Origin of the sequence: Kurthia sp. Dielmo (assembly GCF_000307285.2) — a bacterium.
GTDB lineage: Bacteria > Bacillota > Bacilli > Bacillales_A > Planococcaceae > Kurthia > Kurthia populi.
On the sequence record NZ_HE578956.1, the window covers coordinates 798,730 to 819,598 of the forward strand.

General features: G+C 38.5%; 29 protein-coding genes. All 29 read left to right on the forward strand.

The window, feature by feature from the left end; all coding sequences use genetic code 11:
• Window positions 1–388, forward strand: a 388-nt coding sequence (locus tag KTHG_RS04260) for a conserved phage C-terminal domain-containing protein (protein WP_186439489.1), incomplete at its 5' end; no start/stop codon positions are given.
• Window positions 312–1,214 (forward strand): DnaA ATPase domain-containing protein, encoded by a 903-nt coding sequence (locus tag KTHG_RS04265; protein ID WP_020189689.1) that lies wholly within the window; start codon window positions 312–314, stop codon window positions 1,212–1,214. The genes KTHG_RS04260 and KTHG_RS04265, both read left to right, overlap by 77 nt.
• 165 nt (window positions 1,215–1,379) lie before the next feature.
• Window positions 1,380–1,739 carry a hypothetical protein gene (locus KTHG_RS04270; protein ID WP_020189690.1) on the forward strand — a complete coding sequence of 120 codons (360 nt, stop codon included), beginning with the start codon at window positions 1,380–1,382 and terminating at the stop codon, window positions 1,737–1,739.
• Window positions 1,740–1,742: 3 nt separating this feature from the next.
• The gene (locus KTHG_RS04275; RefSeq protein WP_020189691.1) at window positions 1,743–1,952 is read left to right on the forward strand and encodes a hypothetical protein; all 210 of its coding nucleotides are present in this window, start codon (window positions 1,743–1,745) and stop codon (window positions 1,950–1,952) included.
• 13 nt (window positions 1,953–1,965) lie between these two features.
• Window positions 1,966–2,133 carry a hypothetical protein gene (locus tag KTHG_RS21055; protein WP_020189692.1) on the forward strand — a complete coding sequence of 56 codons (168 nt, stop codon included), beginning with the start codon at window positions 1,966–1,968 and terminating at the stop codon, window positions 2,131–2,133.
• Window positions 2,133–2,387 (forward strand): hypothetical protein, encoded by a 255-nt coding sequence (locus KTHG_RS04280; RefSeq protein ID WP_020189693.1) that lies wholly within the window; start codon window positions 2,133–2,135, stop codon window positions 2,385–2,387. Before KTHG_RS21055 ends, KTHG_RS04280 begins: the two co-directional genes overlap by 1 nt.
• Window positions 2,388–2,482: 95 nt before the next feature.
• On the forward strand, window positions 2,483–2,680 hold the full coding sequence (locus KTHG_RS04285) for an XtrA/YqaO family protein (RefSeq protein ID WP_020189694.1): 198 nt from the start codon (window positions 2,483–2,485) through the stop codon (window positions 2,678–2,680).
• A 388-nt stretch (window positions 2,681–3,068) separates the two neighbouring features.
• Window positions 3,069–3,521: a hypothetical protein gene (locus KTHG_RS04290; RefSeq protein WP_020189695.1), complete on the forward strand. Its 453-nt coding sequence runs from the start codon at window positions 3,069–3,071 to the stop codon at window positions 3,519–3,521.
• A gap of 3 nt (window positions 3,522–3,524) precedes the next feature.
• On the forward strand, window positions 3,525–3,980 hold the full coding sequence (locus tag KTHG_RS04295; protein WP_020189696.1) for a hypothetical protein: 456 nt from the start codon (window positions 3,525–3,527) through the stop codon (window positions 3,978–3,980).
• 106 nt (window positions 3,981–4,086) lie between these two features.
• On the forward strand, window positions 4,087–4,611 hold the full coding sequence (locus KTHG_RS04300) for a sigma-70 family RNA polymerase sigma factor (RefSeq protein WP_020189697.1): 525 nt from the start codon (window positions 4,087–4,089) through the stop codon (window positions 4,609–4,611).
• On the forward strand, window positions 4,608–5,171 hold the full coding sequence (locus tag KTHG_RS04305) for a site-specific integrase (RefSeq protein WP_020189698.1): 564 nt from the start codon (window positions 4,608–4,610) through the stop codon (window positions 5,169–5,171). Before KTHG_RS04300 ends, KTHG_RS04305 begins: the two co-directional genes overlap by 4 nt.
• A 335-nt stretch (window positions 5,172–5,506) precedes the next feature.
• The gene (locus KTHG_RS04310) at window positions 5,507–5,812 is read left to right on the forward strand and encodes an HNH endonuclease (protein WP_020189699.1); all 306 of its coding nucleotides are present in this window, start codon (window positions 5,507–5,509) and stop codon (window positions 5,810–5,812) included.
• 8 nt (window positions 5,813–5,820) lie between these two features.
• Window positions 5,821–5,985: a hypothetical protein gene (locus KTHG_RS21060; protein WP_020189700.1), complete on the forward strand. Its 165-nt coding sequence runs from the start codon at window positions 5,821–5,823 to the stop codon at window positions 5,983–5,985.
• Complete coding sequence (locus tag KTHG_RS04315) at window positions 5,972–6,208, forward strand: hypothetical protein (protein WP_020189701.1); 237 nt, start codon at window positions 5,972–5,974, stop codon at window positions 6,206–6,208. The genes KTHG_RS21060 and KTHG_RS04315 overlap by 14 nt, the downstream gene beginning before the upstream one ends.
• A 99-nt stretch (window positions 6,209–6,307) precedes the next feature.
• Entirely contained in the window at window positions 6,308–6,676 is a 369-nt protein-coding gene (locus tag KTHG_RS04320) for a hypothetical protein (protein WP_020189702.1), read from the forward strand.
• Complete coding sequence (locus KTHG_RS04325) at window positions 6,669–8,357, forward strand: terminase large subunit (protein WP_020189703.1); 1,689 nt, start codon at window positions 6,669–6,671, stop codon at window positions 8,355–8,357. The genes KTHG_RS04320 and KTHG_RS04325 overlap by 8 nt, the downstream gene beginning before the upstream one ends.
• Before the next feature lie 10 nt (window positions 8,358–8,367).
• Entirely contained in the window at window positions 8,368–9,591 is a 1,224-nt protein-coding gene (locus KTHG_RS04330) for a phage portal protein (RefSeq protein WP_020189704.1), read from the forward strand.
• On the forward strand, window positions 9,539–10,123 hold the full coding sequence (locus KTHG_RS04335; RefSeq protein ID WP_044527214.1) for an HK97 family phage prohead protease: 585 nt from the start codon (window positions 9,539–9,541) through the stop codon (window positions 10,121–10,123). The genes KTHG_RS04330 and KTHG_RS04335 overlap by 53 nt, the downstream gene beginning before the upstream one ends.
• A gap of 10 nt (window positions 10,124–10,133) precedes the next feature.
• Window positions 10,134–11,309, forward strand: coding sequence for a phage major capsid protein (locus KTHG_RS04340; RefSeq protein ID WP_020189706.1), 1,176 nt, complete (start codon window positions 10,134–10,136; stop codon window positions 11,307–11,309).
• Between the two features lie 12 nt (window positions 11,310–11,321).
• Window positions 11,322–11,594 (forward strand): Rho termination factor N-terminal domain-containing protein, encoded by a 273-nt coding sequence (locus tag KTHG_RS04345; RefSeq protein WP_020189707.1) that lies wholly within the window; start codon window positions 11,322–11,324, stop codon window positions 11,592–11,594.
• The gene (locus KTHG_RS04350) at window positions 11,569–11,850 is read left to right on the forward strand and encodes a head-tail connector protein (RefSeq protein WP_020189708.1); all 282 of its coding nucleotides are present in this window, start codon (window positions 11,569–11,571) and stop codon (window positions 11,848–11,850) included. Before KTHG_RS04345 ends, KTHG_RS04350 begins: the two co-directional genes overlap by 26 nt.
• A complete protein-coding gene (locus KTHG_RS04355; protein ID WP_020189709.1) occupies window positions 11,834–12,151 on the forward strand; it encodes a phage head closure protein in 318 nt (105 codons plus the stop codon). Before KTHG_RS04350 ends, KTHG_RS04355 begins: the two co-directional genes overlap by 17 nt.
• Window positions 12,129–12,482, forward strand: a complete 354-nt coding sequence (locus tag KTHG_RS04360) for an HK97 gp10 family phage protein (RefSeq protein WP_020189710.1) — start codon at window positions 12,129–12,131, stop codon at window positions 12,480–12,482. Before KTHG_RS04355 ends, KTHG_RS04360 begins: the two co-directional genes overlap by 23 nt.
• The gene (locus tag KTHG_RS04365; protein WP_020189711.1) at window positions 12,479–12,793 is read left to right on the forward strand and encodes a hypothetical protein; all 315 of its coding nucleotides are present in this window, start codon (window positions 12,479–12,481) and stop codon (window positions 12,791–12,793) included. The genes KTHG_RS04360 and KTHG_RS04365 overlap by 4 nt, the downstream gene beginning before the upstream one ends.
• Window positions 12,794–12,804: 11 nt before the next feature.
• The gene (locus KTHG_RS04370) at window positions 12,805–13,377 is read left to right on the forward strand and encodes a major tail protein (protein ID WP_020189712.1); all 573 of its coding nucleotides are present in this window, start codon (window positions 12,805–12,807) and stop codon (window positions 13,375–13,377) included.
• An 18-nt stretch (window positions 13,378–13,395) separates the two neighbouring features.
• A complete protein-coding gene (locus tag KTHG_RS04375; protein ID WP_020189713.1) occupies window positions 13,396–13,752 on the forward strand; it encodes a hypothetical protein in 357 nt (118 codons plus the stop codon).
• Between the two features lie 233 nt (window positions 13,753–13,985).
• Window positions 13,986–16,082 (forward strand): coiled-coil domain-containing protein, encoded by a 2,097-nt coding sequence (locus KTHG_RS04380; protein ID WP_020189715.1) that lies wholly within the window; start codon window positions 13,986–13,988, stop codon window positions 16,080–16,082.
• 108 nt (window positions 16,083–16,190) lie between these two features.
• Window positions 16,191–16,973 carry an HNH endonuclease gene (locus tag KTHG_RS04385; protein ID WP_020189716.1) on the forward strand — a complete coding sequence of 261 codons (783 nt, stop codon included), beginning with the start codon at window positions 16,191–16,193 and terminating at the stop codon, window positions 16,971–16,973.
• A 185-nt stretch (window positions 16,974–17,158) separates the two neighbouring features.
• Window positions 17,159–20,866 (forward strand): phage tail family protein, encoded by a 3,708-nt coding sequence (locus KTHG_RS04390; RefSeq protein ID WP_020189717.1) that lies wholly within the window; start codon window positions 17,159–17,161, stop codon window positions 20,864–20,866.
• Window positions 20,867–20,869 lie beyond the last annotated feature (3 nt).

Genomic DNA, 20,869 nt, shown 5'->3' on the forward strand with positions numbered 1-20,869 from the left:
TATAGATAAAGAAAAAGAAAGAGATAAAGAAAAGAAAGATATTGTGCCGGACAAGTCCGACACGATACCTTATCAATCGATTCTCGCGTATTTAAATCAACAGGCTCAAACATCTTATCGAGCCACTTCAAAAGCTACACAGCAATTAATCAAAGCTCGTTTCAACGAAGGCTTTACAGAACAGGACTTTTATAAAGTCATCGATAACAAAGTGTCTACGTGGTTAAACAATGAGTTTGCTAAATATTTACGACCACAAACTTTATTCGGTACAAAATTTGAAGGCTATTTAAACGAAAGGGTGAAAGGCAATGAAAACGTTCGAGGAAGTAATGGCAGCGCTACAGGAGAAAGCGCACCAAGTCTCCGAGGATTCTGCTCAAATTGAGTATAAGTGCAACGTTTGCAAAGACGAAGGTGGCTGGATTGAAGAATGTGAGCCGGTTACGTTTTATTCAACAATCGAAAAAGATGCAGATGGCAAAGTTATCCTAGATGAATTTAACAAGCCGGTTTATAAGCGTCAGCCAATGAAAAATGAAAATTGGGTTTCATGTAGTTGCCAACAGCAAAAGCAAATTGAACGCCTTGTAAAGAATTCACAGATTACGGCTGAGTTCCAAAAGAAAGGCTTTAAAAATTTTGAAGTAGACGATCACGCACCGATTGTTTGCAAAATGCGCCGAGAGTCATTGAAGTACTACAGCAACTTTGCTGACATCCGTCATGAAATGGAGAACAGCATTGCACTTGTTGGACAAGTCGGCTCTGGCAAAACACATTTACTATCAGCGATTGCGAATGGTTTATTACAGCAAAATATTTCGGTTATGTATTTTCCTTTTGCAGAAATCATGGAAAAGATGCGTGAGAATGAATTTGCGCTGAAAGATAAGCTCGTACACCAAGCACAGCAAGTCGATGTTTGGTTCTTGGATGATTTATTCAAGCCTGTAACCAAAATGGTGAATGGCCAATCAAAAAAAGTACCAAGAGCGAGTGAATGGGCACAAGAGCGTATGTACGAAATCATTAACTATCGCTACTTAAACAAAAAGCCTATTTTATTGTCGTGTGAGTTGGATTTTGAAACGCTGCTACAAATCAACGATGCCATTGGCTCACGTTTATTCGAAATGTGCAGCAGTTACTTGGTGACAGTGGCTGATGATCCGTACTTAAACCATCGCTTGCGCAAAGTCTATCATGCATAAGCCGCTACGAAAGATTGTGCGAGCCAGTACACGTTATGACCTACAGCTCAAAGTACAAGATAAAGAGCTAAGAGGTTGGCGACAATTAGGTGAAATGAAATGCGAAGGTTTTTATGAGGGAGCCTTTGCGGTGTTAATGGAATTTCAACGGGGCAGGTGATTTTTGTGGAGACAGTTGAATACGCATTGTATAAGGGCGAGGCATTATTGGCCATCGGTACGCTAGAGGAAATCGCTGCTGAAAGAGGTGTAAAGCCGCGCACCATTTACAACTATTCTATGCCAGGGCATATTGCGCGCATGGAGGAACAGAAAGCGCTAGTATCGCATAAATTGCATGCTAAACGTGTAAAACGGGGCGTATATAAGGTTTTTGACGATAATAGTCTAATTGGTGAGGGAAACCTCAAACAGCTCGTACAGCAGACAGGAATCGATGTTGAGAAGCTAAAAAACTTATTTTACGGAGAGCCGCCGAAGATTCGGAAGAAAAATTATCAAGTGGCGGTTCGATTGGAGGGATAGGGAATGTGCGCACCAATAATTTTGGAAGCTGGTATACGAGTTGCTAGCGAAGCACCTAAAGAATGTAGCTATTGTGGTGAAGAAAGTAGTCGTCTAGTGATTAAACCGCAAGCATATGCAATTGAAGGTGAAGTAATGGCCAATATAAGTTTCACAGACCAAGCTACATGGCTTTGCTTAGAGTGCTTAGTATGTGACATTGAAGAGTCATAGGAGAGTGAAATATATGCTTAAAATCCGCTTACATGGCGAGTTAAAAGACATTGAATCGTTTATTCAAAAATTAAATAAGCAAAAAGAGTTACGTGTTTTGCAGCAGTCGGTACCATACAAAGACAGAGGAAAAAGCTTCTATCATCGTGTTTACCTAGATGTTGAGGAGCGTGAGGGTTAATGCAGCAGCTATCCATATTTTCGGTGCTACAACAAATTACAGATATTGAGCTGATCACGCGTAACATCGAAAAATTACAAATTGGGGATTCAATTATTACGGTCACTTGTGATATTGAACGAAGCGAAAAAATGCTGACAGTTCGCGCCAACGAATTTGAGGAAACATTTAAAACGGGAGCAGCAGCGTTAATGTATATCAAAAATTATTTCGAAAATGGACCAGAATATATATATAAAGGCATCAAACAATAAAGTCTGATGCCAGGCCGAAGAAGTGGTAGCCGCCACTTCTTTTGTGCGTTACTATGCTATATACCCACAACTATTATAGCATAGGGGAAGAGAATATGAGACTACAAGAAGTACAATTAGATAGTGCAAATAACCTAAAATTGGATATAATGAAGCTACCACCAACATGCGTGATTGTTATAAGTGACGGTAAGGCCAAGTTAAGCGAATTACCAGCTTTTGCGGAGACAAATATTGTGACACATGGAGGAAAGGTGAAGAGAATCAGATGGAATGAGGGAGAAGAATTTTAACGATATAATTTAAGGAGGATTTAGCGGGAATATGGATCGATTATTTATAGCTTCGATAATCACAGGTTTTTTTTTCTAGCAACTATACCAGATCTAAGTTCGATAATAGATTCGGTTGTTTTATTATGTTTGGCAATATTCACATGTTTATTTACTATTGGTGTAATAGCAAGTGGACAAGAAATAAAATGGTTGAGTAATTTGGGTAACATTTATATATTCATTTCTGTACCATTGTCAATAGCTTTTAGCTTTGTATTGTATGATAATTTCACTGAAAAAGAAATAGTAGAAAATACTACAAGGCTTACATTAATAGCTCTATCGATATCTATTTTGTCCGTTTTAATTGGAGAAAGAAAAATTTAAAGATGTAAGGAAGATTAATTTGGGGAATCTAAGTAAACGAAAAGATTTAATTAAATTAGACAGAATTATGACATTAATTAAGGATTGGTGGTTAATAGTTGTTGTTCTTTTGATTATTTTTACGTTAGCTGGAATGTTTATTTTAAGTTTTATTTATAGTAAAGATAAAGAAGTGACTTTGGATTTAGTTAATTCGTGGGTAAGCCTTATTTTAGGAATAGTAGCTACATTATTAAGTATAATTTCTATGTTTTTAAGTTTTTATAATTTAGAAAGAACTAATGAAATTAATGAAGATAGTTTAGACAGTATGAAAGAATTACAAAAAAATGTAGAGGCCACTTTACAAAAAATTATTGAAATTGAAAAAGTAGTTGGAAAAAAATCACTAAGTACAGGAACAGAAGTTGCTTATGATAATATAGTAGGTATGGATAATGGATTTGAAAGACGAGATCAAGAAAGGAAATAAAATATGTTATTTTCATTTAATAGTTTAGTATGTAATAGTGTAGAAGAAAATGAAGAAGGATTACCAGAAATTAAGGGGATATTTACCGAAATTAAGATGGATAAAAAAGAGGAATCTAAAAGCTTTGCTATAGTTAATATAGGGTCAGTAGCTGGAGAAGGAATTTATAAATTAGTAACAGTTCTTAGATTTAATCCTAAAATTGAAAAAGATAAGATTCTTATGGCAAGAATTATACACGAAAGAGACGTTAGCGGTTCTGAAAATGAACCTAAAAATATTATTAATATAATCAATATACCGAATAAAAAATTATTGAGACAAGAAGGAACTTATACAATAGAACTTTATAAAGTAACTAATTCAAATTCTATAGATGGTAAAGATGTATTTGACATTATTGATGGAAAACGGGAATCGGAACTTCTATCTTTTTATAGTATTACAGTAATAGAATAAATAGATTTCAGTCCCACCAGCCCTCTGGAGGACAACGAATGTTAGTAGCAAAACGCTGCTTTCATTTGTTGTCCTCTTTTTTATTTGTCCAAAAGGAGATGACAGAATGAATTTGTTAATCGAATACAAAATGACGTTAAAAGAAACACAGCAGTTACTGCAAAAAACGCAGATTAAGTTAGGAAATACGGAAAATGAAGAGCAACAAAATCTTTTAAAAGGTGAAATGGTCACAATTCGTAGTTGGATTAGTAATTTGAAGTATGCGATTGAATGGATGACAACGTGCCGACAACCGGGTACAACGCGTGGTGTTGAAAATCGCGCAGGATATGAACGAGAAGTTAGTGTGGATCCGTCAATTCTACAGCAAGTAATTGAAGGTGGCACTTTAGTATTTGAGCATGAATCAACAGAGCAAGAAGTGGAACGAGAGCAGCATAAGGAACGCATTGTGAAAATGATATTGAAAGTGCTCAACAAAAAGGAACGTGCTGTATTTGTATTGGCAGCCAATCAATATACGCATCGAGAAATTGCGCAAACATTAAATATGAATCGTTCAACTGTACAGAAAGTTTTGGCGCGCTGTAAGGAAAAAATACAAGCAGAAGGTTGGGTAATACTATGAGATTTGTACAACCAATTAAAGACAAAGAGCAGCTACAAGAGTTCGCGGATTATTTATACGCTAAGAATGAGCGCGACTATATTATGTTTATGCTTGGTGTGAACCTCGGATTGCGTGTTTCAGATATTCTGCCATTGAGAGTAAGAGATGTGCGTAATAAAGATAGCGTGAAAGTGTTTGAGGAAAAGACCGGTAAGTTTAATCAAGTAGTCATTAATTATGAATTAAAAAAAGCATTGGAGCATTATATCAAAGGGATGAAAGACAATGAGCATTTGATAAAGAGTCGGAAGCGTACTAAGACTGGTAAGCAGCAGCCAATAGATCGTGTGCAAGCATATCGTATATTGAAGCAAGCGGCGAAAGCAATTGGTTATACAGGCGACATTGGAACGCATTCATTACGTAAGACATTCGGCTATCGCTTTTATCAAAAGTCTAATCAAGATGTGGGTGCACTGATGCGTATCTTTAACCATGATGACCAGACGATTACATTACGATATATAGGGATTGAACAGGAGCAAGTAGATAATATCATTATGCATCTACATAAATAAAAGTATTGAGTGCGGTTCGTTGTTGATATAACAGCAACCGTTATCTTTTGTGCTTATTCTAATACAACATAACGAGGGTGCTTGTTACATTCAAATAAAACTTTTTTTAAGAATGTTGATACATCAAGGTTTGTAGCCATGTTAGTGAATACAACACTCTGCTAGATATGTTACATTCACGCGGTATAGGTATGCAAGAACACGTATATAGTGAAAGGAGCAATCCTTTCGACTAGAATTTTCTCCCTAATTAAACGGCTATTAAGTATGTTAGCAAGGCTTAGTAGCTGTTTTGTATTGATGAATAATGAACAAACATATAAAGGATGGTGCGTATGCTAGAGCATACACATGAAGCTAAGAAGCTATACAAGAGTGCGGCATGGCGTAAGTGTCGTGCTGCGTACATCGTACAGGTGCATGGCTTATGCGAACGATGCAAAGAGCCTGGAAAGATTGTGCATCACAAGGTACACATCAACAGCAGCAACATACATGATCCAGAGATTACGTTGAACCATATGAACTTAGAGTATTTATGCCAAACGTGTCACAACCAAGAGCACCATGAGAAATATAGTCCGGTGCGTCAGGGCGTGAAGTTTGATAGTGAAGGCAATCTAATATCTATAAAGGACTGAAGAGAATCATGAAAACTGTAGGAGACAATGTTAGATGTTCAAAAGGTAATATCATCAAACTACATGATGTATGCCGTTCAATTAGCACAGATGAAGTTGTAGTCATTGTTAGTGGCATGAACAAGGTGCATCAGTTAGAAGGTTTAGGTGCAGTACTAGATGGAACTCGATAGTCTACAAAATGCAGTAATGGCTAGCGTATTAATGGCATCATTCCCGGAACTCGAACAGCAATATGATTTAACGCAAGAGCAAGTGTGCTATCTGCATAATTGTTTTGACAATATCCAAGATGAATTTTCACCGAAACAAATGCGTGAAGCGACAATTTCTTTATCTAAAAAAGTATTTACTAAATTTATTGAGGATTTTTCTAACGAGGAAGCCCCCCTATAAATAATTAAAAAGCCCGTAAACATGGGACCGAGAGGGTACCCTCATGTAATGCACAGGTTTCGCGCGTGACCCCCCTCCCCAGGAAAGAAGGTGATTTTTATGCCAGTAAAGAAAGAATTGACGAAAGCAGAGCGAATTATCAAAGAAGAACGTCGATTGAAACGGAACTATAAGGAAATTCAAAAAGATAAATTAGCGGTAGCCGATGGACTCATTCGGCGTGCTGCTTTTATGCGAGTGACACTTGAAGTTATGGAAGTAGATCTCGACGAACATGGATTTGTGGAATTGTTTAGTCAAGGCGAACAAGAGCCATATGAAAGAGAGCGTCCCGTTGCTCGGCAGTACCAACAAATGAATAAAAACTATCAATCTATCATTAAGCAGCTAACAGATTTGCTTCCAAAGGAAATTGTGAAGAAGGCTGAAAGTGATGGCTTTGATGATTTTGTGAATCGACGTGCTTAAATGTTATCCAGTTGCTTATAACCCTATTATTGATTACTACAACAAAATTGAAGCGGGCGATATTGTTGCTGGTACGAAGGTGAAGCAAATTTATAAGCATTTAGTACAGCGGATTTATGAGCAGGTTGGTGAATTTGAGTATCGGCCAGAGCGCGCCAACCATGTGATTGAGTTTATTGAAAACTTTTGTAAGCATAGTAAAGGGAAATGGGGCGGCCAACCGATTGAGTTGGAGCTTTGGCAACAGGCATTTATTGCTGCCTCTTTTGGTTTTGTTCATAAAATTGATGGTACAAGGCAATATCGAGAGGTGTTATTAGTTGTTGCACGTAAAAATGGCAAATCAACTATTGCATCGGGGCTAGGGCTATATTTACAAACGGCTGATGGCGAACCTGGTGCTGAAGTTTATGCTGTGGCCACGAAAAAGGACCAAGCAAAATTAGTTTGGGCCGATGCCAAGCGAATGGTAACTAAATCACCGGCACTAAGAAAACGCATTAAGCCATTAGTTTCGGAACTGCGAGCAGATTTTAATGATTCGACTTTTAAACCACTTGGCTCTGATAGTGAGACATTGGACGGTTTGAATGTGCATGGCGCACTAATGGACGAAATTCACGCTTGGAAGGACAAAAACTTGTATGACGTTATTGTCGATGGTACGTCGGCGAGGGAGCAGCCACTTATTTTTATGATTACAACGGCTGGCACTATTCGAGAATCTGTCTATGATATGAAATACGATGAAGCGGTGATGCTGCTCAATGGATTGGCAGACCCTGATGGCTATAAAGACGAACGCTTTTTGCCAATTATTTATGAGTTAGACAAGCGTGAAGAATGGATGGACGAAAATGCGTGGCAGAAAGCGAATCCGGGGCTTGATACAATTAAGCGCCGCGATACGCTGCGCACGAAAGTAAATAAAGCAAAGTCCAATCCAATGCTAGTGAAAAACCTTGTCACAAAGGATTTTAATATTCCAGAAACGATAAGTGAAGCATGGCTGACATTCGAAGAACTCAATAATCCAGCTAGTTTTGATTTACAGCAGTTGAAACCTAAATATGGCATTGGCGGCACCGATTTATCAAAGACAACGGATTTAACTGCAGCCAAAGTTATTTTTATGGTGAAGGGCGATCCACAAATTTATGTGAACCAAATGTATTGGCTGCCAGAGGAATTACTAGAAGCGCGCGCGAAAGAGGACCGCATACCATACGATTTATGGTATGAGCGTGGTTTATTGCGTGTTACACCTGGTAATAAGGTGCATCCGAAGTTTGTTACAGAGTGGTATTTGGAGCAGCGTAATGAGTATGGTATTTATTTACCTTGGATTGGTTATGATGCCTGGTCAGCTGAATATTGGGTTGAGGATATGAAAGGTCATTTTGGTTCGGAGGCAATGATACCTGTTCATCAAGGGAAAAAGACGTTGTCAGGTCCAATGTACAATTTAAAAGCCGATTTGGTAGCAAATACGATTAATTATAATAACAATCCTATCGATAAATGGTGCCTGTCAAATACGGCCATTGAAATGGATAAAAACTTAAATATCCAGCCAACTAAGACAAAGAATCAGCGCCGCCGTATTGATGGCACCGCAGCACTCTTAAATGCTTATACGATTTTGCAAGATAAGAGCGCCGAGTATTTGCAGATGATTTAGGAGGTGAATCATGGGGCTATTCGAAAAAATATTTGGAAAGAAGTCAGAGCCAAGTGTAGGGAGTCGATTTGAATTGATTCAAGACACTGGTAATGGCTTTTTTCAATGGGATGGAAAGCTGTATAAGTCCGATATTATTCGGTCAGCTATTCGGCCAAAAGTAAAAGCGATTGGAAAGCTTGCAGCAAAGCATATCCGACAAAACGAAAAAGAATTTAAAGTGAATCCAAACGTAAATATTCGATTTTTGTTAGAAGAACCGAATCCAATTATGACGGGCCAAGTATTTCAAGAAAAGATGGCCACGCAATTAGCACTTAACAATAATGCATTTGCCTATATTAAGCGAGATGAACGTGGTCTACCGGTTGAAATTTACCCAGTACCGGCTGCGAGCATCGAATTGAAAGAGGGACCAAGTGGAGAAATTTTTCTCCGCTTTTTATTTTTGAATGGCCAAAGAATGACTGTACCTTATGAGGACATTATCCATTTAAGAAACGATTTTAATGATGATGACTTTTTTGGTACACATCCTGGAGAAGCATTAAGCGATTCTTTACAAATTGTTGCAACAGCTGACCAAGGCATCGTTAAGGCAATCAAAAATAGCGCCTCTATTAAATGGCTAATGAAATTTAAAACGATTTTACAGCCAACAGATATGGAGAATGAAGTGAAGCGGTTTACCGAAAACTATTTATCGATTGATAAAAATAGTGGCGGTGCGGCAGCGGCAGATACGCGCTATGATTTACAACAAGTTAAAAATGATGCGTATGTGCCAAATGAAAAGCAAGTAGATAATACAACAAAACGCATTTATTCGTTCTTTAACACAAACGAAAAAATCGTGCAGTCGAATTATACCGAAGATGAATGGAATGCCTATTATGAGGCACAAATTGAGCCAGATGCACTGCAATTGGCAAATGAGTTCACACGTAGGTTATTCACGCGTAAAGAACGTAGCTTTGGAAACAAAATTATTTTTGAAGCAGCCAGTCTGCAATATGCATCGATGAGTACAAAAATGAACCTTGTACAAATGGTCGATAGAGGGGCGCTCACACCAAATGAATGGCGTTCGATTTTATCATTAGGACCAATCGAAGGTGGAGATAAAGCAATTCGCCGTCTAGATACGGCTGAAATCAATGCCAAGAAGGGAGGTGAAAAAGATGGAAGCAACGGAAAAGCGCAACCTGACGACAAATCAAGTGGAGATTCGTGAGGATGAAGGCGGTCAACGTGTATTAACCGGCTATGCGGTCAAATGGGAAATGAAGTCCGTACCAATGGGATATTTTCAACGATTTAAAGAGCAGTTTAAACGTGGAGCTTTTACGGAATCATTAACGAATGATGACCAAAAGGCGTTGTGGTCACATGATACATCTAAAGTGTTAGGCCGTACTAAAAACGGAACGCTACGTTTGTTTGAAGATGATTTAGGATTACGTTTTGAGCTTGATTTACCGGATACAACATTAGGTGACGATGCTTATAAATCAATTAAGCGTGGCGATGTGGACGGCGTTTCATTCGGGTTTAGTATGTTAAAGCAAGAATGGGATGAAGCAGATCCTGACAATGTTGTTCGAACCGTTACAAAAGCGAAGTTACTTGAAATTTCACCAGTAGCATTCCCGGCTTATCCAGATTCACAAGTAGCTGCACGATCTCATGACCCATATCAAGAGCATATGGAATTAAAAGGGCGACAAGAACGCCGTCAACGATTACTATTAAAAACTTTCCTATAGAGGTGACATAATGAATAAACGATTAAAAGAAATTTTACAACGCAAAGCGGAAATTCGTTCGGCGTTAGAAGGCAATGAGCAAGTTGATTTAGATGCTTTTGAAAAAGAATTACGTGAATTAGATGAAGAGTACGAAGCGGTGGAAAAACGCGAGAAATTAATGCAGCAAGCGGAGCAAATTAATAACGGCGAATTAGAATCTCGTACAATCAGCACGTTCAATATGACAGGCCAACCTGAAACACGTTCGCCAGAAGAATCTGAATTAGCATATCGAAATGCATTCATGGATTTTGTATTACGTGATGCACCTATTCCAACCGAATTACGTGAAACAACGAATACGGGTGACATCGGCTCGGTCATTCCGCAAACGGTGCTAAATCGCATTATTGAAAAGCTAGATGCATCAGGGATGATTTTGCCTCTTATTACGAATACATCGTTTAAGGGCGGCCTTACAATTCCATTATCTACAGTTAAGCCAAAAGCGACATGGGTGGCAGAAGGTAGTGGCTCTGCAAATCAAAAGAAAACAACAGGTTCTATTACGTTCAACTACCATAAATTACGCTGTGCTGTAGCGGTGACATTAGAAGTTGAAACGATGGCACTAGCTGTTTTTGAGCAAGTGCTCGTAAACAATATCGTTGAAGCAATGACAATTGCGCTTGAACAGGCGATTATTTCGGGTGATGGTATTGGCAAACCGAAAGGGATTTTAGCTGAAACTCCAAATGAAGGGCAGCTATTAGACGTGGCCAAAATTGAATATCAAACGTTAGTCGATGTAGAAGCAGCATTACCGCTAGAGTACGAAACAAATGCAGTCTATGTAATGACAAAGAAAACGTTCATGAAGATGGCCAGTATTAAAGATGAAAATGGTCAACCAATTGGACGCGTAAACTATGGTATTGCAGGGGCTATCGAGCGCTCGCTACTTGGCCGTAGTGTTGTACTGTGCAATTACCTTGATTCATTTGATTCAGCTGCAACAGGTAATCCGTTCGCATTCTTGTACAATTTCAAAGACTATATCTTAAATACAAACTACCAAATGGGTGTTAAAAAGTATGAAGATAATGAAACGGACGATTTGGTAACGAAAGCTATTATGATTGCAGATGGTAAATCGGTTGATAATGGCTCATTAGTTGTATTAAATAAGGCAGCTGCTATTTAGGAGGGGAACTGTATGAAACATCGTGTGTTAAAGGCATTTATCGATAAGCAAACGCTAATCGGTTATAACGAAGGCAATGCGTATGAATCAACTGATTCAGAACGTGTTGCTTTTTTAATTGAGAAAGGCTATATCGCTGGCGAAACAGAGTTTGTAGAAGAACTTGATTACGTTGAGTTGAAGCAAATTGCTAAAAATTTAGGCATCGAAGGCTATAACAAAATGAAGAAAGAAGCTTTGTTAGAAGCGGTGCAGCAACATGGACCAATTACTTCAGAAGATTAAAACAAGCCTACGCATTAAGCATGACAAATTGGATGATGAATTATTGGCAACGATTGAAGCGGCGCTAATCGATTTGAAGCTAGGTGGTATTCATAAGTTGGATGTAGACGATGCTTTAATTTATCGAGCTATCCAGTTATATTGTAAGGCTTCATATGGTATGGCAGGAGAGGCTAGTGATAAATACCAAGCCTCATACGACATGCTGAAAATTAGTTTGGCGTTGGCAGGTGATTACAATGGATATGCTCAATGATGTAGCAGAATTGATGCAAGAACAAATTATAAAAACTTCATTAGGACAAGAAAGAAAAAGTTTTGTTCCTAGCGAAGTATTTTGTAAAAAGAAAAGTGTTACGCGAACAGAATATTTTACTGCTGGTCAATCGGGTTTGCGTCCATCCGCTATGTTTAAAGTGCATTTACTAGATTATGATCAAGAACTTTATATTCGCCATGAAGAAAAGATTTACAGTATTTATCGCACATTTGAAAATGGTGATTTTATCGAACTTTATTGTGAGGTGAGAAGCGGTGCAAATCAATCAACTGAATAATGCCATCATGGAAGAACTTAATCGCTATGCTCATGTGGCCAAAGAAGAAGTAGAAGAATTGGCGGAACGAACGGCTAATGAAGGTGCTGCCACATTGAAAAGCACAAGCCCTAAGCGAAAAGGAAAATATGCAAAAAGTTGGCGTGTGAAAAAAGTAGGCACCAGCTTTGTTATTCATAATTCCAGACACTATCAGCTTACGCATTTACTTGAAAAAGGTCATGCAAAAGTCAATGGTGGACGGGTTGCGGCAAGACCACATATTCAACCTGTTGAACAAGAAGCTATTGAGCAGTTTTTAAATGGTTTAAATGAGGTGCTAGGAGGATGACTTTACAACAGCTTTATAACATTCTTCAAACGCTAAATTTACTGGTGGCTTATCATCATTTTGAAAGTCGGCAACCATTGCCTTTCATTGTTTACTTGAATGATTCCGACAGTACAGTAGGTGCTGACAACAAAGTATTCTATAAAGAAAAGCATGTAGATGTTGAGCTTTATATGGCTGAAAAAGATGAAGCATTAGAAATCCAGCTAGAAACATTACTGGATAATCATGAAATCTTTTATGAGGACCCAGATGAAATTTTTATTGAGGAAGAAGGCGTGTTTAAACGCACGTACTATTTAACAATTTAGGAGGAACAATAATGAAAAAAGAAAACAAAGTCACGTTTGGCTTGAAAAACGTACACTATGCGCCAATCACCGAAACAGTGGATGGCAAAGTTACTTATGGCACACCGGTACGCATTCCGGGTGCTACAGAAATGTCTACAGATCCAGCAGGTGAATCATCAAGCTTCTTTGCAGATGATATTAATTTTTATGAAGCAATTGCCAACCAAGGTTATGAAGGTAACTTTAACTTTGCGAAATTACCAATTTCATTTTACACAGATATTTTAGGTTACACGCTTGTAAACGGTGGTTTATACGAAAATGCGAATGCAAAAATTAAACCATTTGCACTTTTATTCGAAATTGATGGCGACCAACAGGCAGACCGTTTTGTTTACTACAATGTGAGCGCAAACCGTCCTGGTACATCTTCTAAAACAAAAGAAGATTCTACAGAAGTAAATACGGTTGAATTGCCGTTTAAAGCGACACCGCGAGCTGACGGTGCGATTAAGTGGGTAACGGGTCCAGAAACACCACAAGCTGTATATGACGCATTCTATACTAAAGTAACAGAGCCAGTGGAAATTCCAGAAATCTAGCATTAGGGGGCTATTGACATGACAAAAATTAAAATTGGGAAGGAGAGTGTTCGCTTTGAAGCGAATGCTCTTTTTCCTGTTAAATATAAACAGTTAACAAAGCGCGACATTTTTAAAGATTTAAAAGTAGTTGAAAATATGCAACATGCTAAGTCATTTGAGGATTTAAATATCGATATTTTATATGACATTGTGTATGTGCTCGCTTGGTTTGCGGACCGTACAATTCTAGAGCGCGATGAATGGTTGCTACAATTTGATGAATTTGATGTGTTTGAAGTGATGCCACAAGTCGTTAATTTATTAGTTGATTCATTAAATGCAGGCGCTAAAAAAAACAAACCGGTGAAGCAGGGCAAGAAGAACAAAAAATAACTGAATTTAATACCGAAGTTTATTTAGCTTTGTGTCGAACTGCTAAGCTGCAATATGCTGATATGGAGATGATGACCGTTGGAATGGCACTCGATTACATTGATGCATATCAAGATCTTCATCATCCATCAGACAAAGAAAATCAGTCACGCAAGGCGACACAGGCTGATATTGAAAAACTCAAAGGGCGTTAATAGCGCTCTTTTTTTATTTGTCGAAAGGATGGTGGAAGAATGGCTGGCAGAATCAAAGGGATTACGGTAGAGATTGGCGGCGATACAACGGGGCTTGAAACAGCTTTAAGCGATGTAAATAAACAATCAAAAAGTCTGCAAAATGAATTAAAGGAAGTACAGCGCGCTTTAAAGTTTGATCCAGGTAATACAACGCTTATCGCACAGCAACAAGAAATTTTAAGTGAACGTATTGCTGCAACATCGCAAAAGCTACAGCAATTAAAAAGTGTACAGTCACAAGTAGAGCAGCAGTTTCAATCTGGCCAATTAGGTGTCGAACAGTATCGAGCATTCCAAAGGGAGTTAGAAACTACAGAAGGTCAATTAAATGGGCTACGAACACAGCTGCAGCAATCTCAACAAACCATGCAAGATTTGGCTCGGAACACACAAGATTTAGAAACTTATTTCAATGCAACGGGCACTACTGTAGCAGACTTTGCGGATGTATTAGGGAATAAATTAACGACAGCTATACAAAATGGAACGGCCTCTGCCGCACAAATTGACCAAGCGATTACGAAAATTGGCCAAGCTGCTATAGGAGCCGATGTTGATGTCGAACGTTTTCGTACTGCACTACAGCAAGTAGGAGAAGGTGGCTCGATTGCACAAGTAGCGGATGACATTCAACAGATGCGCAATGAGCTTACGCCTGTGCCATCGGTTGTAGATAATGTACGTGCATCGCTGCAAAGTGTCGAAGCGGCTTCAAGTGGATTAACCGCCGAATTAAAGCAAGTGCAAGCTGCATTACGATTAGATCCGAATAACATCACATTAGTGCGACAGCAACAAGATTTACTTGGCCAAAGCATTCAACAGACTGAACAAAAATTAAACGGATTAAAACAAGCTCAACAACAAGTTGAAGCCGCATTTGCGAGTGGTGATTTAGGTGTAGCAGAATACCGAGCATTTCAACGTGAAATCGGTCAAACAGAAGCACAGTTAAGTAGTTTTAATTCTGCATTACAACGTTCGCGTAGTGAGCAACAAGGCGTAGCACAAGCGACACAACAGTTGAGTAGATATTTTGAAGCGTCGGGAACGAGCGTTCAAGAATTTGCTCATGTTTTAGGTCCACAGCTTACTGCATCTATCGCACAAGGACGTGCAAGTAGTCAGCAATTACAGCAAGCATTGACACAAATCGGGCGTGAAGCATTAGGTGCCGGCGCTGATTTAGATAGATTTCGTTCAGCGTTACAACAAGCAGGTTCGGGCACATCAGATTTACAAAGATTACAACGAGAGTTACAAGATATTGAGCGACAAGCCGAGCAGACTACTGATGCAGTCGAAGGAATTGGCGACGGTATCAAGGCAGGTCTTGCAGGATTGGCCGGCGCAGGTGGTTTAGCGGCTACTGTGCAACAAGCATTAGATGTATCAACTTTAGATACAAAAATTGAAATTATGTTTGATGTGCCAGAAAGCTCAAGGGCAAGTGTTCGTGACGCAATAAACGGCGTTGCGGCATATGGCGTAGACGCAGAAGAAGCGCTACAAGGCGTACAGCGACAATGGGCATTAAATAAAGATGCATCTGATTCTAGTAACACGGCAATTGTCAAAGGGGCCGGTATGATAGCGAGTGCGTATTCGGCAATTGATTTTAATGAGCTTATCCAAGAATCATATGAGATGGGTAAGAGCATGGGGATTACGCAAGAAGAAGCATTAGGTATGACAAAATCTTTATTGGATGTGGGTTTTCCAGCTGAACAACTCGATATTATCAGTGAATATGGAACTCAATTAAAAATGGCTGGATATAATGCGGAAGAAATTCAAGCAATTATAGCTGCTGGAGTTGATACGGGAAGTTGGAATATTGATAACCTTTTGGATGGCATCAAAGAGGGTCGTATTCGTATGGCTGAATTTGGGCAAGAAATTCCGAAATCAATGACTGAACTATTATCCAAAACGGATGTATCAAAAGAAAAATTCCAACAATGGGGAAAAGATGTAGCGTCTGGTGGCAAAAAAGGCTCCAAAGCAATGAATGAAGTATCTAAATGGTTATCGACTATTGAAGATGATACTACACGTCTAGCTCTTGGAACAGCAATCTTCGGTAGATGTTAAATTGTGCCGAAGTAAAATCGGGTAATATCGGTGAAGGCTAAAATGGTTTAGGTATAAAATTCTTTGGTACAATGGTATAATTAACTCACTTAAAAGGAGTTGATTGTCTTGAAAATTTGTAGAATATGTAATGAAAATAAAGCATTATCTTTATTTGTGAAAGACAAAAGAAAGCCTGACGGAACTAGAAGTTATTGCCTAGAATGCGATCGTAAGCGTAGAAATGGCGATAAACCACAAGCACAAGAAGGCAATAAAATATGTGCTTCTTGTAAAACAGAAAAATCTCTCGAAGATTTCAATAAAAGAAAGCGAAGTTATGATGGCAAATATGTCGCTTTTTCATATTGCAAAATTTGCGAAAGAAAAAAAGATTCAGAGAGATATAGTCACGAGTGTAAAAATTGTGGGAAAAAATATAAATCCGGAAGAAAAGATAATAAAGTTTGCTTAGAATGCCATAGGGAATTTATGCGACAAAATAAAGTAGTGTATAAGTATAAAGAAAGGGATTTTGCTGGAGAAAAAAATCCTATGTTCGGTATTCAAAGGTTCGGAAAAGAAAATCCCAACTATAACCCTAATAAAACTGACCAAGAAAGAGAACAAGCTAGATTAGTAGAAGGTTATGGTATTTGGAGGAATAGTATATTTTCTCGCGATCATTATACATGTAAAAAATGCAATGATAGCACAGGAGGAAATCTACAGGCTCATCACATCGAATCTTGGGATACAGCTAAAGAACTTAGGTTGAGTATTTCTAACGGCATTACATTATGCAAAACTTGTCACAAAAAATTTCATTCTAAATATGGATTCGGGAAAAACACTACAAACCAACTTGAAGAATTTTTAAACTATAATGCTAATACCGAGATAACTTTCTAGATAGCGAAAGGCTAGGAAACATCGTAGAGCATAGGTAGTGAATAAATATAATCTACCCACGAGTATCCGACAATGCTTAGGCGAACATTTAATTGTTCGTCTTTTTGCATTGAAAATGTATGCCGAACTTATGGGAAATCATAAGAAGTAAAGGATAAAAAGCCTTTACGATAACAAAATTGACAATGTATGAGGATCAAGGCGCAAATATAACCAAAACATTAGGGGATGCTTCGAAATCCACATTTGATTTAAGTGAAGCAACTAAACAATTACAAAAAGATTTAGGCACTATGGATGAAAGTGATTTCGTTAAATTAAGAAAGGCTTTACTTGATATTAAAGAAGCTATGATGCCTTTACTTATTCAAGTAGCCGAATTCATCGGAAAAGTAGCTGAATGGATTAGTCAAAATAGCACATTAGCAGCCACTATTGCGGCTGTTGTCGCAGTCATCGGATTAATCGTCGCGGCGTTTATGGCACTTGCGCCAATTTTCACCGTCATAAGCACACTCATGGCAGGTGTAGGCGTAGCATTCGGAGCAATTGCGGCACCTATTGCAATAGCGATAGCCGCCATTGTCGCACTTGTCGCGGCAGGAGTATTGATTTATAGCAACTGGGGAGCGATAAAAGAGTTCTTCTCAAATCTGTGGACGAGTATTTCAAATATTTTCATGACCGTCGTCACCGCCATAGGCTCATTCCTATCTTCTGCATGGGCCAGTATTGTGGCAACATTAACAGCAGTTTGGGCAAGTATAGTTGGTATAGCACAAACCACGTGGGGATTACTGACTGCATTCTTTAGCGGTCTGTGGAACGGTATCACAGCCGTATTCACTGCTGTATGGACAGTAATTTCAACGGTACTAACAACCATTTGGACCGGTATTGTCACTGCAGGTACTGCAATATGGAATGGCTTAGTAACTTTCTTCACCACCATTTGGACAGTCGTAAGCACCATATTTAGTACAGCTTGGACAGGGTTACAAATAATACTCACGACTATCTGGACTGCTATTGTTACATCAGCTACAACGGTTTGGACGACGCTTGTTACATTCTTTTCTACAATTTGGACGACAGTAAGTAGCGTATTCAGCGCTGCATGGTCAGGAATACAATCTTTACTCACTACAATATGGTCAGCAATTGTTTCTAGTGCATCAGCAATATGGGCTGGATTGACTTCATTCTTTAGTACATTGTGGAATGGCATTAAATCAGTAGTTTCGACGGTGTGGAATGCAATCAAGTCAACATTAACAAGTATATGGAATGGCCTAAAAAGTACAGCATCATCTGTATTCAACGGGTTAAAGTCTACGATCACTACAATATTCAATGCGATTAAATCAACTGCTACGTCAGTGTGGAATGGCATCAAATCGACACTAACAAGCGTCTGGAACGGTTTGAAATCAACTGCCACATCCGTTTTCAATGGATTGAAGTCAACGATTACAACTATTTTTAACGCTATTAAAAGTACTGCCACATCGGTTTGGAATGGCATTAAAAGTGCTTTAACGACTGTATTCAATGCAATTAAAACCGCAGCAAGTACAGCTTTTAACGCTTTAAAATCAACTGTCACAAGCGTATTTAATGCTATCAAGTCAGTGGCAACGAGTGTATGGAATGGTATTAAGTCTGTAGTGACGAGCGCTGTCAACGGTATTAAGTCTGTGGTTACGTCAGTATTTAACGGTATCAAATCAGTCGTAACAAGCGTAATGAATGGCATTAAGTCGGTTATCACGTCAGCATGGAATGGCGCAAAAAGTGTAGTAACAAGCGCAGTCAACGGCATCAAATCAATTGTAACGAGTGTATTTAACAGCTTGAAATCAGTTGTATCAAGCGCAATGAATGGTGTTAAATCAGCGATTCAGAACGGTTGGAATGCTGCTAAATCTTTCTTAACGAGCATTAACTTGTCGAGCATCGGTAAAAATATCATTCAAGGTTTGGTCAATGGTATCAAATCGGGAGTAGGTGCCGTTGGCGCAGCTATTCAAGAAGTTGCTGGTAACATCAAAAGTAAAATCAAAGGCGCATTAGGTATTCACTCGCCGTCACGTTGGATGCGCGATGAAATCGGTAAAAATATTGATGCCGGTCTTGCAAAAGGTATTACAGCAGATAAAAAATCCGAGCAAGCAGCAGCTAAAAAAGCGAAGGCAGTTAAAGACCAATTTACTAACGATTTAAAAAATGTTCAGATGAAATATAATGCCGGCAAGATTGATACAAAAGAATACATCAATCAACTGAATAAATTAAAAACCGAGTACAAAAATTATGCTGATGGCATTAAAAAAATCGACGTTGAAATTAATAAAGCGAATAAAAAGCAAACTGCTAATATCAAATCTGACTACAACGCACGTTTGAAAGAGCTTAAAAATAATTACAATGCGGATCTAATTAGCAATAAGCAGTATATTAACGCATTGCAAAAAATGAAAAAAGATTATGGCAGTAAGGTAAAAGGCTCGGAATCAGAACTTAATGCCAAAATCAAAGAGTTACGCGATTCGGCCGCAGCAGATAATCTGAAACGCTATGAAAAGCAAATTTCTAATGAAGAAAAGTACAACAATGCTTCTCTGAACAAACAGATTAAATTCTGGCGAAAACGTCTTTCTAAATTTAAAGAAAACAGTGAAGAATATCTTGCAGTACAAGACAAAATCACCGATTTAACATTCCAAAAAGAAGCTGAACGTCTGAAAAAGTATGAAGCTACTTACAATGACAAAGTTAAATATGATGATAAAACATTAGCGTGGGAAGTGCGCTATTGGGAAAATCGCTTAGATAACTTCAGAAAAGGTAGCGACGAATATTTAAGCATCCAAGACAAACTGAAAGAGCTACGTTACAAATCTGAACAAGAAACCCTCGCGGCTACTGAAACGTATTTAGACAATATTAAAAAGGCAGAAGAAGATTATGTAACGAACTCAACGAAATTATGGGATGACTATAATAAAACGCTTGATGATCGCACAAAATCTTTGGTGAGCTTTGCAGGTTTATTTGATGAAATCACAGCAAGTGAAGATACGGTAACAGGCGAACAGTTGATGGGCAACTTACAATCACAAACAAATGCACTTGAAGATTGGATGAACGACATTGCATCGTTAGCCGAGCGAGGGCTAGATAGCGGTTTATTAAAAGAATTAGAAGAAATGGGGCCAAAATCTGCACAGCAAATCAAGGCGCTCACAACGCTATCTAACGAGCAATTGACCGAGTATACAGAATTGTGGAAGACCAAGAGTCAACTAGCACGACAACAGGCTACAAAAGAGCTAGAAGGTTTACGTTTAGATACTGAAAAACAAGTGGGTTTGTTACGCGATGAAACAGATGCACAACTTACAAAGTATCAAAAAGAGTGGAAAACAGCTATGAGGGCTGTAGTAAATGTAAGCTCACAAGAGTTATCGAAAATGACAACCATAGGCTCCGATGCGGTGCAAGGTTTAATCAACGGTATGCAGTACAAGAAAGACGAGCTAAAAAAAACTGTGGAAGAAATCGCACAGTTAATCGCTGAAACGACTCAAACCGAATTAGATATTCATAGTCCGTCACGTGTCATGCGACGTTTAGGTGAATACACAAATGAAGGGTTTATTGTTGGACTACGGCAATCAGCAGCTAAAGTACAATCAGCTATGCAAAACGTATATGGTAGTTTGGCGCGTAATACGGATACAGTACGCCAGTCGTCCACAATCAGCAATAGCAGTAGTAGCGTAAGCAATGATTATTCAAAAACGTTCCAACCATCTGTAGTGATCCAAACAACAGATAGTCCAGAAAAAGCAATTCGACGCGAATTAAATCGAATGGCATTCAAATTTTAAAGG